At 40.7% G+C, this 18607-nt stretch carries 13 protein-coding genes; 6 read left to right on the top strand and 7 right to left on the bottom strand.

Annotation, left to right across the window (positions count from 1 at the left end):
* Positions 1-2: 2 nt before the first annotated feature.
* Positions 3-3314 carry a preprotein translocase subunit SecA gene (gene secA, locus R2Q94_RS14565; protein ID WP_316822196.1) on the bottom strand — a complete coding sequence of 1104 codons (3312 nt, stop codon included), beginning with the start codon at positions 3312-3314 and terminating at the stop codon, positions 3-5.
* Between the two features lie 490 nt (positions 3315-3804).
* Between secA and purD the strand changes: the two genes are divergently transcribed.
* On the top strand, positions 3805-5076 hold the full coding sequence (purD, locus tag R2Q94_RS14560) for a phosphoribosylamine--glycine ligase (protein ID WP_316822195.1): 1272 nt from the start codon (positions 3805-3807) through the stop codon (positions 5074-5076).
* An 82-nt stretch (positions 5077-5158) separates the two neighbouring features.
* Here purD and R2Q94_RS14555 read toward each other — a convergent pair whose 3' ends face one another.
* From R2Q94_RS14555 to R2Q94_RS14530, 6 genes are all read right to left on the bottom strand, one after another.
* Positions 5159-5839: a porin family protein gene (locus R2Q94_RS14555; protein ID WP_316822194.1), complete on the bottom strand. Its 681-nt coding sequence runs from the start codon at positions 5837-5839 to the stop codon at positions 5159-5161.
* A 239-nt stretch (positions 5840-6078) separates the two neighbouring features.
* Positions 6079-6735, bottom strand: coding sequence for a porin family protein (locus R2Q94_RS14550; RefSeq protein WP_316822193.1), 657 nt, complete (start codon positions 6733-6735; stop codon positions 6079-6081).
* Positions 6736-6870: 135 nt separating this feature from the next.
* Positions 6871-7881 (bottom strand): hypothetical protein, encoded by a 1011-nt coding sequence (locus R2Q94_RS14545; protein ID WP_316822192.1) that lies wholly within the window; start codon positions 7879-7881, stop codon positions 6871-6873.
* Positions 7882-7970: 89 nt separating this feature from the next.
* Positions 7971-8822 (bottom strand): DUF6266 family protein, encoded by an 852-nt coding sequence (locus tag R2Q94_RS14540; RefSeq protein ID WP_316822191.1) that lies wholly within the window; start codon positions 8820-8822, stop codon positions 7971-7973.
* Between the two features lie 462 nt (positions 8823-9284).
* Positions 9285-10430: a TlpA disulfide reductase family protein gene (locus R2Q94_RS14535; protein ID WP_316822190.1), complete on the bottom strand. Its 1146-nt coding sequence runs from the start codon at positions 10428-10430 to the stop codon at positions 9285-9287.
* A gap of 123 nt (positions 10431-10553) precedes the next feature.
* Positions 10554-11735, bottom strand: a complete 1182-nt coding sequence (locus tag R2Q94_RS14530) for a formimidoylglutamase (RefSeq protein WP_316822189.1) — start codon at positions 11733-11735, stop codon at positions 10554-10556.
* Between the two features lie 74 nt (positions 11736-11809).
* Between R2Q94_RS14530 and R2Q94_RS14525 the strand changes: the two genes are divergently transcribed.
* The 5 genes from R2Q94_RS14525 to R2Q94_RS14505 all read left to right on the top strand — a co-directional run bounded on the left by R2Q94_RS14525 (position 11810) and on the right by R2Q94_RS14505 (position 18560).
* Positions 11810-12787 (top strand): NAD-dependent epimerase/dehydratase family protein, encoded by a 978-nt coding sequence (locus R2Q94_RS14525; RefSeq protein WP_316822188.1) that lies wholly within the window; start codon positions 11810-11812, stop codon positions 12785-12787.
* A 4-nt stretch (positions 12788-12791) separates the two neighbouring features.
* Positions 12792-14090 carry an HAD-IB family phosphatase gene (locus R2Q94_RS14520; protein WP_316822187.1) on the top strand — a complete coding sequence of 433 codons (1299 nt, stop codon included), beginning with the start codon at positions 12792-12794 and terminating at the stop codon, positions 14088-14090.
* A gap of 10 nt (positions 14091-14100) precedes the next feature.
* On the top strand, positions 14101-15063 hold the full coding sequence (locus tag R2Q94_RS14515) for a tryptophan 2,3-dioxygenase family protein (RefSeq protein WP_316822186.1): 963 nt from the start codon (positions 14101-14103) through the stop codon (positions 15061-15063).
* Between the two features lie 120 nt (positions 15064-15183).
* Positions 15184-16248 carry a branched-chain amino acid aminotransferase gene (locus R2Q94_RS14510; protein ID WP_316822185.1) on the top strand — a complete coding sequence of 355 codons (1065 nt, stop codon included), beginning with the start codon at positions 15184-15186 and terminating at the stop codon, positions 16246-16248.
* Between the two features lie 191 nt (positions 16249-16439).
* Entirely contained in the window at positions 16440-18560 is a 2121-nt protein-coding gene (locus tag R2Q94_RS14505; protein ID WP_316822184.1) for a S9 family peptidase, read from the top strand.
* Positions 18561-18607 lie beyond the last annotated feature (47 nt).

Raw genomic sequence — 18607 nt, 5'->3', positions numbered from 1 at the left:
AATTACAATCCTGCGCCGTGGCAGTTTTTGAATTTCTTACCACTTCCACAAGGGCACATGTCATTTCTGCCTACCGTTACTTCTTTACGGATTGGCTGTTGTGGTGCTGCTTCGCGTGTATCTTCCATAGTCATCGGCTCATTGCCTGCTGAAATTTCGAAATCCGGTTTCGACATTTTCAATTTGCTAGGAGCTTGTCTTGGCGCCTGAGCTTCTCTAACGTCATTAGGATCGGTTTCGATTGGAATACCACCTTTATATAAGAAACTCACTACTTCTTTATTTACCGCATTCAACATGTTTTTAAACAAGTTAAAGGCTTCCATTTTATAAATGATCAATGGATCTTTTTGCTCATACACCGCATTTTGAACCGATTGTTTCAATTCATCCATTTCACGCAAATGCTCTTTCCATGATTCATCGATCAGGGCAAGTACAATTGTTTTTTCGAATGATTTAGTTACCTCGCGACCATTGTTGTCGATTGCTTTTTTCAAGCCTACCGGCACCTGGATGCTACGTATACCATCTGTGAAAGGAACAATGATCTGCTCAATATGCTCGCCGCGTTCCTGATATACCTGGTTCAATACCGGCATTGCCTGCTGGATAATGCCTTCAGATTTTCTGGCATAGAATGCCGTTACCTCTTCAAACAATTTATCCGTTAGGTGGTGTATATTTCTCGAGCTGAATTCTGCTTCATCAATTGAAGTATCCGCAGAGAAGTTTTTGATCACTTCCAGTTTGAAACCTTCGTAATTTCCTTCTTCTTTATATTCTGTAACGATATCTTCTGCAACGTCAAAAGTCATGTTGTTCATGTCTACGTCTAAACGCTCACCGAACAATGCATTTCTACGTTTCGCATAAATTACCGTACGTTGTGAATTCATCACATCATCATACTCCAATAAACGCTTACGGATACCAAAGTTATTTTCTTCTACTTTCTTCTGTGCACGCTCAATAGATTTGGTGATCATTGAATGCTGAATCACTTCACCATCTTCGATACCCATTTTCACCATGATGTTAGAGATTCTTTCAGAACCGAATAACCTCATTAAGTTATCTTCAAGAGATACAAAGAACTGAGATGAACCTGGATCACCCTGACGACCAGCACGTCCACGCAACTGTCTGTCTACACGACGGGACTCATGACGCTCTGTACCTACGATGGCCAAACCACCAGCTTCTTTCACACCTGCACCTAGTTTAATATCCGTACCACGACCAGCCATGTTGGTTGCAATTGTTACCTGTCCGGCCTGACCAGCTTCAGCTACAATATCTGCCTCTCTCTGGTGCATCTTCGCGTTCAACACATTGTGTTTAATTCCGCGAAGTTTCAGCATTCTGCTCAGCAATTCAGAAATCTCAACTGAGGTAGTACCCACCAATACCGGACGGCCTGCCTGAGTTAATTTAACGATCTCTTCTGCTACTGCATTGTATTTTTCACGAACTGTACGGTAAACATAATCCTGGTGGTCAATTCTTGAAATCACTCTGTTGGTAGGAATTTCCACTACATCCAGTTTATAGATCGACCAGAACTCACCAGCTTCTGTAGTTGCTGTACCTGTCATACCACAAAGTTTATGGTACATACGGAAGAAGTTTTGAAGCGTAACCGTAGCATAAGTTTGTGAAGCATCTTCTACTTTCACATTTTCTTTTGCTTCAATCGCCTGGTGTAAACCGTCAGAATAACGACGACCATCCATGATACGACCAGTTTGCTCATCTACAATTTTGATCTTTCCTTCATCGATGATGTATTCTACATCAATCTCAAACAAAGTATAAGCTTTCAACAATTGGTTTACCGAGTGAATTCTTTCTGCCTTAATCGAGTAATCACGCATCAGGGCATCCTTCTGTGCAATTTTCTCTTCATTACTCAGGTTAGATTTTTCAATCTCAGCGATCTCCGTACCTACATCAGGCAATACGAAGAAATGTGCATCTTCACCTGATTTGGTGATCAGCTCAATCCCTTTTTCTGTAAGTTCTACCTGGTTGTTTTTCTCATCAATATAGAAGTACAATTCCGAATCTACTTTCGGCATGTTCTTCGACTGATCAGCCATGTAATGATTTTCAGTTTTCAATAAGGTTTGCTTTACACTACCCTCACTTAAAAACTTGATCAATGCTTTATTTTTAGGTAAACCACGGTGTGCACGTAAAAGCGCTAAACCACCTTCACCTTCTTCAGTTCCGGCTTTACCATCATTAATTAATTTCTTAGCTTCATTTAGCGCTTTGGTGACATACTCTCTTTGAGCTGCGACCAATCTTTCGATCCTTGGTTTCAACTCATGGAATTCATGCTGATCACCAAAAGGAACCGGACCAGAGATGATCAAAGGAGTACGGGCATCATCAATTAAAACTGAATCGACCTCATCCACCATTGCGAAATGCAATTTGCGTTGTACCAACTGATCTGGAGTCTGCGACATATTGTCACGCAGGTAGTCAAAACCGAACTCGTTATTGGTACCATAAGTAATGTCTGCAAGGTAAGCATCACGACGTTCCTGAGAGTTCGGCTCATGCTTATCAATACAATCCACTTTAATTCCATGGAATTCAAACAATGGACCATTCCACTCCGAGTCACGACGTGCCAGGTAATCATTCACGGTTACAATGTGAACTCCTTTACCAGCAAGTGCATTCAGATAAGCAGGCAATGTACTTACCAGGGTCTTACCCTCACCCGTAGCCATCTCCGAGATTTTACCACTGTGTAATACCATACCACCGATCAACTGAACATCGTAATGCACCATGTTCCATTTCACCTGTGTTCCGGCTGCATCCCATGTGTTTGCCCAGAAAGCTTTATCGCCTTCAATCACCACATTACTTCTGCGCACCGCATAATCTCTGTCGTGCTGACTAGCAGTCACCTCTAAACGCTCATTTTCTGAGAAACGTCTTGAAGTTTCTTTCACCACTGCAAATGCCTGTGGTAATATATTTAATAATACTACTTCTAATTCTTTATCACGCTCTTTAGTCAACTCATCGATCTGATCATATAAAGCTGTTTTTGCCGCCAATGACAAATCCTGACTTTCAGCATCAGCTTTTAAGCCGTCGATTTTACCATCAATATCCGCTAAAGCCTGTGCAATAACATCTTTAAAATAAACCGTTTTGTTACGCAATTCGTCATTGCTCAGTACAGAAAGCTTCGAATACTCTTCGTTGATTTTGATAACGATAGGCTGTAATGCCTTGATATCTCTTTCCGATTTGCTTCCAAATACTTTGGTTAAAAATCCTAACATCTTTTATGTTTGTGTTTATTGTTTATTACTAATTGAAAAAGGTACGATTTACAACAACCAAGCCATTACAGACAATGAGTCAGAATGGCAGTCGTCGGGCGCTAAAATTACAAAATATCCTGTACTTTGCTTTAGCATCGCAATTTTATTTAAAAATCTTTGATAAATCGTAAAACACCTTTACAATGTCCAGTAAAGCACTAGGCAACAATCAGATATCCAAATTCGACAACAAAGGATAAACAATGCACAGTTTCAGGTGTTCGGTAAAAGGAATATTTTTAGGGAAAATTTTTCATAACCACTGCCCGATCCAGCCCAAAATCCCTTCTGGGGCGAAACCTGACTACTTTTTCAGACAATGGTTAATCCACTTTCATTTTAATATTCAAGTTAAACTGTGATAATTTAGCTAAAGCGGTATATTTGCCAGTACGAAGCGGGCAGGTACCCGATCCACCTCATCATTCAAACAACAAATCATATATAGATGAATATCTTACTATTAGGTTCTGGCGGCAGAGAAAGTGCATTAGCCTGGAAAATGAGCCAATCTTCTCAATGTTCTCAACTGTTTATTGCACCAGGCAACGGTGGTACCGGTGCTTACGGGAAAAATATCAGCCTGAATCCTAATGATTTTGAAGCTGTAAAAGCTTTTGCATTAAAAGAAGCCATCGAACTTTTAGTAGTTGGCCCGGAAGAACCTCTGGTAAATGGCATTCATGATTTCTTTGCGAAAGATGCGGAACTGTCGCATATCCCGGTAATCGGCCCTAAAAAAGAAGGTGCGATTCTGGAAGGAAGTAAAGATTTTTCCAAGCAATTCATGGCACGCCATGGCATTCCAACTCCGGGATCAAGATCTTTCAGCAATGAAAATCTGGAAGAAGGATTGACCTATTTATCTACTCATGCCCTTCCAATTGTGTTAAAAGCAGATGGTTTAGCTGCAGGAAAAGGTGTGTTAATCCTGGACACAATTGAAGAAGCCCAGGCTGAGTTAAAATTGATGCTGGGTGGTAAATTCGGTAATGCCGGAAGTACTGTGGTAGTAGAGGAATTCCTGACTGGTATAGAGCTTTCTGTTTTTGTATTGACTGATGGGGAGAACTATGTAATCCTTCCAGAAGCCAAAGACTATAAGCGTATCGGACAAGCAGACACGGGCCTGAATACAGGTGGTATGGGTTCGGTATCTCCTGTACCTTTCGCAGACGAAGCCTTCCTGAGCAAGGTTGAGCAGAAAATCATCATCCCTACGATCAATGGTTTAAAGAAAGACAAAATTGATTATACCGGCTTTATCTTCTTTGGTTTATTCAAAGTAGGCGATGAGCCATTAATAATTGAGTACAATTGCAGAATGGGCGATCCGGAGACGGAAAGTGTGATCCCAAGAATTGAAAATGACCTGGTAGAACTGTTCATGGCAACCAGTAAAAAGAAATTAAAAGACTATAAATTAAGCATCAGCCCTAAGCATGCAGCAACGGTAATGATTGTTGCAGGTGGCTACCCTGGTGATTACGAAAAGGGAAAAACCATTACTGGTATTGAAAACGTACGTAATTCGATTGTATTCCATGCAGGAACAGCTTTAGAAGGTGGTATTGTGAAAACAAATGGTGGTAGAGTACTTGCGGTAACAAGTTTACAAGACAGCCAGTTTGAAGCATTGCAATGCGCTACAGGTGATGCAGCACGCATTTACTTTGATGGCAAATATTTCAGGGAAGACATTGGTTTCGACTTAATGTAAGTTTCAGAAAGCTGATGACAAAAAAAAGGGGCTTGTTCTTTGAACAAGCCCCTTTTTTTATGGATGTTTATTAGAGATTAGTTTAGAAAGAGAAGCCTATACCAACAGAAATTACCCGGTTTTTATTCTTTGTGTAAACATGCTCAAAAATCCCTGTCAGCCCTAAACCATAACCTGCCTGGATATTTAATCCTGAGTTCAATTCATAACCTGCCAGAAAGTTGAGTCCGAAATCACTACGCTTCACTGAGCCATCTTTACCAAATTTAACATCTTCTGTAAAAGACACGATAGACGTGGATAGTTTTCCATCATTATTATAATCTGGGGCAGAAGAAGTTCCTCCAATTTTATTTTTTCCGCTCATTGCATAACCAAAATATGGACCTCCAGCAAGAAACACCTTTCCATTACCCGCCGGAAGATAAAGGACCGCATTTACCGGAATTTCCAGGTACCATAATCTTGTTTTCCTATTGAAATCCGAAGGCCAACCAGTTGTGATCAATTTTGCATCGCCTTTTCCACCTTTACCTGAAAAGGTTAGTCCGGATTGCAGAGAGAAAATTTCAGTCAGAGGGTAATCTACTGTAGCTCCGAAATAGAAAGAGGGATTTGGCTTTACTTCATCAGATCCCTCTCCAATACCAGAGATGGTGGGGATGGTAACACCTGCTTTAATGCTGAATTTAACTGGGCTGTTTTGTGCAGAAGCAGATAGGCTTGCCCCAAGCATCAGACAGGAGAGTGCTAATTTTTTCATTATTTTTTTACATTAATTAAGTTCTAAGTAAGATAGACAACTCCTTTACTTACCTAATTTAACTCAATTCTTACAATAAGAGCTGAAAAACTCCATGTATTTTTAAAAAAAATCATAAAAACACCCTCGCACACAACTCATATTCAGTTATTTAAACCAAAAACAAGATTCATAAAAACCAAAAAACGGCTTATTCAGAGAACAAACCGGTTTTTTCTTAATTATTTTTTGGAATCAGCTTAGAAAGAAAAACCTACACCAACAGACCATACCCTATTTTTGCGTATAAAATCTGAATCTCGAGCGATACCTGTCAAACCCAGACCATAACCTGCATGGATGTTTAATCCTGAGGTCAACTGGTAGCCTGCTAAAAAGTTAAGGCCGAAGTCACTACGCTTCATTGAACCATCTTTACCAAACCCGATATCATTGGAAGTTGACTTTTTAGTTTGGATACCCTCCTCAGATGTAAAAGTTAGCGTAGTTTTATCCCTTCCACTAAGTGCATAACCATAATATGGTCCTCCACCAAGGAATAGCTTAGCCCTGCCAGCAGGAAAATAGAAAACCGCATTTACAGGCACTTCAAGATACCACAATCTTGTTCTGGCGTCCACATCCACACGAGAACCACCAATCCATATCCGTTCTGGTTTTCCTCCTTTACCTGAAAAAGTCAGTCCGGACTGCAAAGAAAAACCTTCATTTACAGGAAAATCCAGGGTACCTCCGATATAGAAAGAAGGATTTGGCTTTACACCATTTAAGCCTTCTCCGGTAGTAAAGGTTGGAACATTAAAACCTGCTTTCAGGCCGATTTTAATCGGATTGTTTTGTGCAGAAGCCGAGATGGCCGCAGTAAGCAACATACATGAGAGTAGTAATTTTTTCATTATTTTTTACGTTAATTAAATTTTAAACAAGGAACACGGCTCATTTATAGACTCAAATCTAATTTATTTTTTATCAAAAAAAGCCGTCAATCTACAAAAATTTAATTAGTTTTACTACTGCGACATGAATTTGACTTATTTCTTCTTCAGGGCTTTAGTCCCAAAAAGATTGTACCTCAAAGAAAAAGCCTGTTGGCTATCAATTACCCCATCCACGAAATGGAAGGATAAAGCCAGTTTTGCTTCCAGATTTTTATAGACAATCGGACGCCAGGTCAGGTCCATTCTATTATAGGTTTTGGCTGTATAAAACTTATCTCCCATAATCAGGTGATGGCCCTCTCCTTTATAAAAGGAATTAACGATTCCGAATTTATGGTATTCCAAACTCATTTCCAGCAGCAGTCCCTTTGGAGCTTTCCAACCACCAACTGTACGCATACGTTCCAGAGAAACCAGTCCGCCGGCACTCAGCGTCAGGGAATCAAGAAAAGTCTTCTTAGACAAATCCAATCCTACTTTTACAGTGGCCGCTCCATTGTCTTCGATGTGGATATCAGGATTAGAAACGGCAGGCAAGGCATAATGTAACATCATCGCATGATGTGAAACAAAGAACAGGTCCTTTTTATACCTACCTGAGAAACCAAAAATAAACTTTTCCCTATTTGTGGCCGTTTGTTTACCGGTCCAGTCAATAAAAATGATTTGTTTCCAATTTTCATTTTCATATTTCAGCAACATCCCTTCGATATTTGGACGGTAATAATTTAGCGTATCGTTTAATATCGCACGAGGAAAATCGGAAATCAGTCCTTCTCTGGAGAATGCCCCCAAATAATAATTCCAATTCTTCTTCATGTACTGATAATAAGCCACTGGCGCGATATTCGTCGTGAATTTAGAGGAACCAAATTCATGAAGTGCATTAAAACCAATCCTGATCCTATGGGTGCTATCCATAAGCAAACCAACTTCAGGCGCTACCCTCATCCCAAAAATAGTTTCAGAATAGCGATTAGATTTCGCGTACTCCCTATTGTCGGCAAAACCATGAAAGTTTAAGTTTCCTTCTAAATTTTGGGCATAGGTAGTCGTAATGGCTGTTAACAGCACAGCAAAAGTTAGTATAAAGCGAATGCGCATAGGTTAATTTTGGTTTCAAATCGTTAAAATAAAACGACAACCAAAATTAGAATAATTATACTAGTCGGCAATTAAAAAATATGCAAAGATTAACCTGGTTTCTCTTGACGTAAGCGCCAATTTTCCGCTAGAACCTGGTATTCCTTTTCAAGAGAGCGAAAGGACTTATCTGGCATTCTCTCCCTCCTATCCAGCTTCAATTGCGCGTGATATTTTGCACTGATCTGCTCCAACCGACTCTTCAACTTCAACTCTTCTGGCTCCTCCTTTTCTTTTAGGGCTTTGATTTTCGGATTTTCATAGCTCCCATTCAGGTTACCCAGATAGATGGTATCAGAAACAGAATCATGGTTTGAAGCCCTTAGAAACAGGTAAACTTCCATAGATTGCTCCAATTGCTCAGGCTGCAGTTCCAGAAAGGCAGTGCCCTGTTCCCTTTTAGAAAAATTCAATTCTAACTTCTTACGCCCGGTTTTTGGAAAACAAATTGCCAGCTGCAGGCAATCGTCATATTGCGCCCCCTCCCCATCATATTTCAAAGAATTCCAACTGATTTGTAAACCACCTTCCTTTTTCTCCATTCGAAGATCCTTTGGAATCGCTAAATTGCCTTTGCTGAGCTGTACTTTAGCATAATCTATGCTGATATTGGGATAGGTCCCTTTCAATGCGTTTTTCTTGATGTGTGAAACTGCCAGATTATGCTGGTTTCTAACCGTTCCACGTGCTTCCAGATCAAATCCATTGTTCAGATAATCTTTCAGGTTACGCAAAAAATGGGTCGTAACCGCCATTTTCTGGTGATTTTCCTGTTGCTTCAGACTTGGTTTTCCTGGCTTCCCAATCGTTCGTTGAACATATTGCCCACGCAACATATAAGAGACTACATCACCGAGTTTACCGGTTGACCATCCATGAGGGCCCTTTTTTAATACTGCCATAATTTTTAGTGTTTATATCATCTAAAATGCACAATATTAAATCATCAAACAACACAAGCCTCAGCCCACAAAACACCCAAATACCACAACATCAATAAATTAACCTAAAAAAGGCAGGTAAAATAAGTAGTTTTATACCTAAAAAATTTAGTAATTATTCTAAAGAGAAGCGCATAAAGAGAGCTGATAATGAGCTGCAGAATAAAAAGGAGCATCATGGGCAATAACTGGGATTGCTGGGCTATAATGCCGGATAAGGCCCCGGCAACCCTGCTTTAAGGAAGTACTAATCCCCCCTTATACTGAAGTAGCGGAGCAGTAGACTACCATATTCAGGCATAGGCTGAATGGAATAATTGCGAAAGTCTGATGTTTAATGTAAATGCTTATACCTACGAAAGGCTGCCCAATGAGCAGCCTTTCGTAGGTATATAAAATTAAAATGAGGTCTAAACAGTAAAACTATTTAGTTTTTGCGTCAGCTAGAATTTCAGCCAGTTTAGACTGCAATTCTTCTCCTCTCACATTTTTAGCAATAATTTTTCCTGTTGGGTCAATCAGGAAGTTTGCTGGAATAGACTGGATACCATACATTTTAGCTGCAGCGTTATTCCAGAAGTTTAAATCAGAAACGTTTGTCCAGGTTAAACCGTCTTTTTCAATCGCTTTTAACCAAGCTTCTTTTTTACCAGGCTGGTCCAAAGAAACACCAAGAACGGTAAAGTTTTTGTCTTTATATTTATTAAAGGCAGCTACAACGTTCGGGTTTTCCTGGCGACAAGGTCCGCACCATGATGCCCAGAAGTCAAGCAATACATATTTACCTTTGAAATCAGATAATTTCACTGGTTTATCATTCACATCATTTTGCGTGAAATCCATTGCCTGCTGACCTACCTGAGTATTTTTCGCAGAAGCAATCATACCGGCAATGCTTTTACCTAAATCAGTACCTTTAACGGCAGCTGAGAATTTATTGAACTGAGGTTCTACAACCGAGGGATCAATATCACTCAATCCAGAACGGAAAGCAACTAAAGCAACATAAGAATCCGGGTTAGCAGCGATATATGTATTATTGATGGCTTCAAGTTCTTTCTGAATTGCTTCATCACGGGCGTATACCGTTTTCATGTAAGTCTCATCTTTACGCTCTTGTTCCGATTTGCTACGGTATTCTGCCATCAAAGCAGCACCTTTTGCATTAACAGCTTTCGTTAGTGCTTTGTATTTATCGTTATCTGCATTCAATTTACCACCTTTAACCGTTGCATATTTGATAGAGTCTTTAGGGGCAGTAATTTGAACATTTGGCTCTAAATAAAAAGAGATTACATCTGCTGCTACACGTTTAGCAGGATCTGCCACTGCATTGTCGTGCTTAATTCTGATCTGTGCCTGAGAAACTCCCGCAACTTCGCCTTGAAAACTGAATTTTCCACCTACAATCGCTGCCGAATCAGTTTTTTGCTCTGAGCCTGCTCTGTAAGCAATATATGCTTTTGCAGGTGCATTTAAATTTCCTACTTTACCCTGGACGGTAAATTTGCCTTGCGACATTGCTGCTATTGGCAATAAGCACGCTGCAGCGATTAGTGTTCTTTTCATTTAATATGGATTTTCGTTAGTTTAAATTATCTATACGCATTTCAGCGAAAACAAAGCTTTTACAGCCTCTATATTTCAAATATAAGGAAGCCTGTACAGAATAACGCGAGAATTTATATAAAATTACAATAGTTTCTGATAGGTTCGCCACCATAAATCAGGCATTTCCCCGTTAACTGCCATGGTATAGTCATCATATCTGCAAGGTACCAGATGGTAACGTTCATTCTTGGTAATCCCCGATGGGTAAGGCACTTGCATCCACCAGCGATCTGATTTTTTACTTTTCACAAACAGCATATCCCCCGAACCATCATTCAGGCTGGCACGGTAAATCAGGTACTGCGATTTTGGGGTCAATGGGAAATCTTTTTTACGATTATAAAAGCCTTCTACAAAATACCAGACCATTTGTGCCAGTAATAAAGCGGTTTGACCATTATGATCGAATGCCGGATTAAACTCATAAAAACCGATGGAAGTCAGCTTATCACTCATTCCTGCATAACGGGTAATCCGGCAGGCCTGTTCACCATAAAACCCGTTTGGCCCGGCATTGGCATTCGCCCCGGCATCAGAAGACCTGATGGCCCCAATATCAAAACTGATCATGTTTGCATTGCGGATAATAGGCTCCGTCAAGGTAATGTCGTCGGTAAATTCTCCTAAGCGGTGGGCATCAAAGTATAACTTACTCATGACTTTCAGACTGTCCTGATTCACGAAATAGGTCTGATAGCCTACATTACTGAAATTGAAAAGGTAATTGGGCTGATGCAACAGGATTTTATTCAAATAAGTATCTGATTTTGCAGCCAGGCCTTCCTGATCCTCTTCATCCAGGTCGAATTTACTGTCTACTACTACCAAATCCACCTTTTGCTCCAGACTTTCATAAGCCAGGTATTGTGCATAGGTAAGGTCCTGGCCGCCGCCAATAATTACCGGAATAATGTTGAGTTTGATCAGTTCCCCTACCGCCATTTTTAGCGCCACATAAGTATCGGCAATAGTAGCGCCGGGTTTGATGTTCCCAAGATCAATGATCCTGCTGTCGAAAGCCCCTTCATGTAAGGAATAAAACTGAGCTCTGAAATAGTCTGGCGCCAATCCACAGCCCTCATTATTCACCGCAGCACGGTCATCTTGTACGCCAAAAATGGCAATATCGTATTGATTTTCTCCAAGTTCCGGAAATTTATCCCTGTAAAAACCTACCCGTAAACCTAACTGACTGGCATAGAATCCTTGTTTCGGAGCAAATTTGTCTGGGTTAACCGGGGAGAAAAAATCTGATAATGACATATTCTATTATAAATGTATCTGTCAAATATCTATTTTTGAGATCATATTTTAATGAACATCCTAAAAATAATGAAATGATATTGGTTACCGGTGCTACTGGATTTTTAGGGGCAGAATTGATACATCAACTTACAGGACAAGGAATTAAGCTCAGAGCGATTAAACGTGAACATTCTGTGGTTCCTGTCCTCCTGAAAGACAATACCCTGATCAGCTGGGTAATTGCAGACCTGAACGATTTTTCTGCACTGGAGGATGCTTTTGAAGGCATTACTCAGGTGTATCATTGTGCAGCAATGGTTTCTTTTGACCCAAAAGACAAGGCAAAATTATTGAAAGTTAACATTGAGGGCACCAGTAATGTGGTGAATCTTTGTGTGGAGCATCAGGCCAGACTTTTACATGTCAGCTCTGTTGCCGCTTTAGGAAATGCAAAAAAAGGCGCGCTCATTACTGAAAAAGACTTCTGGGAATACGATTCAAAGGCGCATAGTTATGCCATTTCCAAATATGAGGGAGAAATGGAAGTCTGGCGTGGAATTGCGGAAGGACTGGAAGCGGTGATTGTAAATCCATCTGTCATCATTGGTGGCGCTGCCGGATTTGAAGGTAGCGGTGCGATTTTTAAACTGGTCAGAGATGGCCTTTCCTATTATACCAAAGGCGCTACAGGGCTGGTAGATGTGCAGGATGTAGCCAAAAGCATGATCGCTTTAATGAACACAAACATCAGCGAGGAGCGCTTTACCATCTCAGCGGAAAATTATAATTATCAGCGTTTTTTTGCTGAGATCGCTAAGGGTTTCGGTGTAAAAGCACCTTCAAAAGAGGCCAAACCATGGATGCTGGGCATCGCCTGGAGGGCTGCAAAACTGGCTTCCCTATTTACGGGAAAGCCTGCTGCCTTAACCAGTGACGCTGCCAGAAGTAGCCTGAATGAAAGTTTATACAGCAATAAAAAGATAATTGATACGATTGGAATAACCTTTAAGCCCCTGAACCAAAGCGTGGCAGAAACTTGTCAGGCACTGAAACAGGTTTCACTTCATTAAAACTATGAACCAGAAGAACATTTACATCATTGATTTCGACAGCACCTTTACCCAGGTAGAGGCATTGGATGAGCTGGCCCGTATCTCCCTGAAAAAGCATCCTGAAAAAGAAGCCATCTTCAAAAAGATTGAGGATTATACCAATCTGGCGATGGAAGGCAAACTCTCCTTCGGCGAGAGCTTAGCGCAGCGTGTGAAACTATTAGAAGCTACAGACGAGCATTTGAAGCAACTGATCAGACATTTAAAGAAAAAAGTCTCGGCTTCTTTCTCCCGCAATGCAGATTTTTTCAAGAAACATGCAGATGAAGTATTGATCGTTTCTGGTGGTTTTAAAGAATTTATCACCCCCGTGGTGAGCCAGTATCACATTAAAAAAGAAAATATTTATGCCAATACCTTTGTCACCACTGGCGATGGCAAAATTATAGATTACGACCATTCCAATCCTTTAAGTGAGGAGGGGGGTAAAGTGAAATTAATGCAGCAGCTGAACCTGGAAGGGAACCTTTATGGCATTGGAGATGGTTACTCTGATTTTCAATTGAGGGAAAGTGGACTGATCAAAAAGTTTTATGCCTTCACAGAAAACATCTCCAGAGAGAGTATCGTCAAAAAGGCGGATCACGTGACCCCTAGCTTCGACGAGTTTTTATACGTCAACAACCTGCCAAGAGCAATTTCCTATCCGAAGAACAGGATCTTATGCCTGGTGATTGGAGCGGTAAATACAGAAAGTATCGCTCTGCTGAAAAAGGATGGCTTTTCAATCCGTCATAAAGCTTCATTTGAAGAGAAATATGTGGCCGATGTTCATATGTTGTTACTGGCCGATGGCGAGAAACTGAGTCTGGATCAATTGAACCGGGCGGTAAAATTAAAAACCATTGGTTACCTGGGACAGGCTAAGAATAAAATCGACCTGACGGCATGTACCAAACAAGGTGTGGTGGTGTTTGACGATTTAAAATCGAACCCGAGAAACCTGACTTTCATTCCTAAGCGAATGATTGATTTTATGAATACCGGAACCACACATTTGAGCAATAACTTCCCGAATCTGCAATTGCCAAGAATTGAGAAATCACACCGTCTGATCCATATACACCATAACGTTCCTGGAATTATGGCAAAGATCAATACCGTTTTCGCAAAACACGACATTAATATTGTCGGACAGTTTCTGATGACCAATCCGGATATCGGTTATGTGATCACCGATATCAATGCGGAATACGACAAACAACTTTTTAAATCCCTGAAAAAAATTGAACATACCATCAAGTTCAGGGTATTGTACTAGAAATTAAATAATGGAACTTACCCCACAAATTAAAGACAAACTGGACAAGCTGCAGGAAAAATACACAGCAATGGGCCAGGATATGTCGGCCTATCTGGATGGCTTGTTATATGCAGATTTCTTAACCTATTGGGATTACATTCACCTGGATACCCTGCTCAGTTTGCAGCATCCTAAGACTTCCTTCCCGGACGAAGAAATTTTCATCATGTATCACCAGATTACAGAGTTGTATTTTAAGCTTTGTTTACATGAATTCAGTCAGATTGCGGCGGCCAAAGAAACACTGACCGTTACCTTCTTTACGGATCGGGTAAAAAGAATCAATGCCTATTTTACCGCCCTGGTTTCTTCTTTTGAAGTCATGGTGAACGGCATGGAGAAAGAACAGTTTCTTAAATTCCGGATGTCATTGCTTCCTGCCAGTGGCTTTCAATCCGGTCAATACCGCATGATTGAAATCTGTGCAACAGATTTTATCAGCCTGGTGGAGAAAGACAAAAGAGAAGAATTGAAAAATGCTTCAGTAGAAGAACAGTTCGAAAATATTTACTGGAAAGCCGGTGCTACAGAATTGGCGACTGGTCAACAAACGCTGACTTTAAAACAATTCATCCACAAGTATGCGGCTCAGTTCCTGCAACTGGTGAAAGACAGACAAGACAGTAATTTTTCTGCACTATACCATCAATTGAAAGCTCAGGGAGCTGATGTCAGTGCCTTGGAAGATGAACTGAGAAAGCTGGATCTGTTTGTGAATGTGGAATGGCCACTTTCTCATTATAAATCAGCCGTACGTTACCTGGAAAGAGATCCAGTAGATATTGCCGCTACCGGTGGTACAAACTGGCAGAAATACCTGCCTCCGCGCTTTCAAAAGAGAATCTTCTACCCCTTCCTATGGACGGAAGCTCAAATGGAAGAATGGGGAAAAGGATGGGTCATCAATGTGTTGAAAGACCTGAAGGGATAAGCTGAAGATCAGGGGGCACTTAGTGTACTTAAAACACCAAATAAGCCCTTTTTTAAATACAAATAAAAGATGTAAGCAGGCCATTTTTTAGTAGATTTGCCTGTAGAAATACGAATTGAAATGAACGAGACACTGGATATAACCATCACGAAAACTGAACAAAGCAGATTAACTGTAACAGACTTTTCACAACTTCCCTTCGGAAAGGTGTTTTCCGACCACATGTTTATTGCCGAATATGAAGATGGCGCATGGAAAAACCTACAGGTTCTTCCTTATGGCCCAATTCCTATGAGCCCTGCAATTTCTGCCCTTCACTATGGACAGGCGATTTTTGAAGGCATGAAAGCTTACCGTCAGCCAGACGATACAGTGAGTGTTTTCAGAGCAGACAAAAATTTTGAGCGTTTTAACAAATCAGCGGCACGCATGGCGATGCCAGCGATTGACGAGGATGTCTTCATGAAAGGTATTGCAGCGCTGATTGAAATCGACAAAAACTGGGTTCCTAATCAGGATGGTTACTCTCTATACATTCGTCCGGTGATGTTTGCGACAGATCCTTACCTGGGTGTAAGAGCATCTGATAAATATACTTTCTGTTTATTAACGACCCCAACAGGTCCTTACTACAGTAAAGCTTTAAAAGTAAAAATTGAAACTGAATATACGCGTGCGGATGAAGGTGGTGTAGGCTTTGCAAAAACTGCAGGTAACTATGCCCGTTCTTTATTCCCATTTGCTGAGGCTACAAAAGAAGGTTTCGATCAATTGATCTGGACTGATGCGGTATCTCATGAATTTATCGAAGAAGCCGGAACCGCAAACCTGATCTTTGTGATCGATGGTAAACTGGTTACTCCTTCGGTAAGAAGTACAGTTCTGGATGGTGTTACACGTGATACCATTATCAAACTGGCTAAACACGCAGGTATTGAAGTAGAAGAAAGACGTGTCAGCGTAAAAGAAATTATTGAAGGCATTGAAAACGGCCGTTTAACAGATGCTTTTGCAGCTGGTACTGCCGCTACAGTAACGCCAATCGGTGAAATCGGTTACGAAGGCAAATTGTATACCTTAACAGATCCCTCTACACGTACCGTATCTGCTGGTATTGCAAAAACATTAAATGACATCCGTTACGGACTTGCTCCGGATGAATTCGGATGGAATTTCATCTTGTAAGTTTACAGCACAATGCTGTAAATAATTTTTGTGAGGCGCCTTTGAACCAGGGCGCCTTTTTTTTATTAGGTTTAACCTCCTCAACGAAACACACAATTATAAATAAATGAAACCAGCATCAGCAGGCTACTGACAAATGGCCATGCAGGTGTTGATGATCATTCTTAACCATTAAAAATCAATTATTCAAAATGAAAAAAACAGTACTTCTCAGTTTAGCGGCATCATTTTGCTTCAGCTATACGGTACAAGCACAGCTGAAAAGGTTGAGCCAGCAACAAACCTTAGGAGGCCAGCCATCGCTAACCAAAGCAATGAATATGGTAAATGGCTGGTCGGACGACAACCACTATATTGAGATGGATGCCAAGGATCGTAAATTATATACTGTAGATATAAAAACAGGAGAGAGAACTCCATATACCCCCGCTCCAAAAAGCAGTGTCAATGTAAACATCAGAAACAATGATGTATTCATCCAATATGGAAAAGAAACTGCAAAACAACTGACCAATACTAAAGCCGAAGAAAAGAACCCTACCCTATCTCCGGACGGTAAATACATCGCTTTTACCCGCGATAATGACCTATACGCCCTTGATGTAGAAACAGGAAAAGAAACCAGATATACCACTGATGGTACTGATGTGATCTATAATGGTTGGTCTTCATGGGTATACTATGAAGAAATCCTGGGCCGCGCTACCAATTACAAAGCCTTCTGGTGGTCGCCAGACAGCAAAAATATTGCATTCATGCATTTCGATGACACCAAAGTTCCAATGTTTCCAATTAATGGTTCCACTGGTCAACATGGTTATGTGGAAAAAACAAGATATCCTAAGGCTGGTGATGCCAACCCGGAAGTAAAAATAGGCTTTGTGCCAGTTAATGGTGGTGCCATTACCTGGGCAGATTTCAATGAAAAAGACGATCAGTATTTCGGTACACCATACTGGAGCTATGATGGCAGCAACCTGATGGTACAATGGATGAACCGTGGTCAGGATAACCTGAAATTCTATTCCGTAAACCCAGCTACAGGAAAGAAAAAGGAAATTTATGATGAGAAACAATCTTCATGGGTAGACCTGGATTATGATGGCCGTATTGAATACCTACAGGATAAAAAACACTATATCCTGAAAAGTGATAAAACCGGATGGGCACACTTTTACCTATACACCCTAGCCGGAAAACTGATCAATCCGATCACTTCTGGTAAGTGGCAGGTGACCAGTCTGGTTCATGTAGACGAAAAAAACAAGGTGGTTTATTTCAATGCCCGCAAAGAGGCTTCTACACGTTCTGATTTTTACCGCGTAGATTACAATGGTAAAAACTTAAAAAGACTGACTTTTGGCGATTACAATCACCAGGTACAACTTTCTCCAAATGGACGTTACTTCATTACCACGTATTCTAATGTAAGCACTCCTCCAAAAAGAACTTTATTAGACAATAATGGAAAAATAATCAAGGAATTAGCGGATAGTAAATCTGCAGATTTCGCACAATACAACTTTGGTAAAACGGAGATGATCAGCATTCCTACAGAAGATGGTTACCAGTTGCCAGCTGTCATCACTTATCCAACAGATTTTGATGTCAACAAAAAATATCCGGTGGTGATGAGCATTTATGGCGGTCCGAATGCAGGTACAGTAACCAATACCTGGAAAGGCACAGCCCCTCAATACTGGTCTAAAGAAGGCATCATCCAGATCGCTGTAGATCACCGCGCTTCCGGTCAGTTCGGAAAAGAAGGTGTGGCTTTAATGCACCGTAACCTGGGTAAATGGGAGATGAAAGATTATACCACTGCAGCGAGATGGCTAAAAGCAAAATCTTATGTAGACAATAAAAAACTGTTGATCACTGGTCATAGTTATGGTGGTTACATGACTTGTATGGCCTTAACTATGGGTGCCAATGATTTCGATTTTGGAATTGCAGGTGCCCCGGTAACAAGCTGGGAATTGTACGACAGTCATTATACGGAACGTTTTATGGATACCCCACAGGAAAATCCGCAAGGTTATAAAAACGGCTCTGTGCTGACTTATGTCAACAATTATAAAGGCTTATTGCGCATCATGCATGGCGATATGGACGACAATGTACATATGCAGAACACGATTCAGCTGGTAGACAAATTACAGGATGCCAATAAGCATTTTGAATTGATGATTTATCCGGGTGGCCGTCATGGCTGGGGTGGTGTAAAAACCCCTCATGATAAAGCAGAAAGAATTCGTTTCTATTATGATCATTTATTAGAGAAGCCTGTTCCTGCAGATTTATTGAACTAAGACTTGTAAAAGCACTATTTTCATAAAATTGCAAACGCAAAATCACC

Origin of the sequence: Pedobacter gandavensis (genome assembly GCF_032678465.1) — a bacterium.
Classification (GTDB): domain Bacteria; phylum Bacteroidota; class Bacteroidia; order Sphingobacteriales; family Sphingobacteriaceae; genus Pedobacter; species Pedobacter gandavensis_B.
This window is presented reverse-complemented; position numbering and strand designations above follow the sequence as displayed.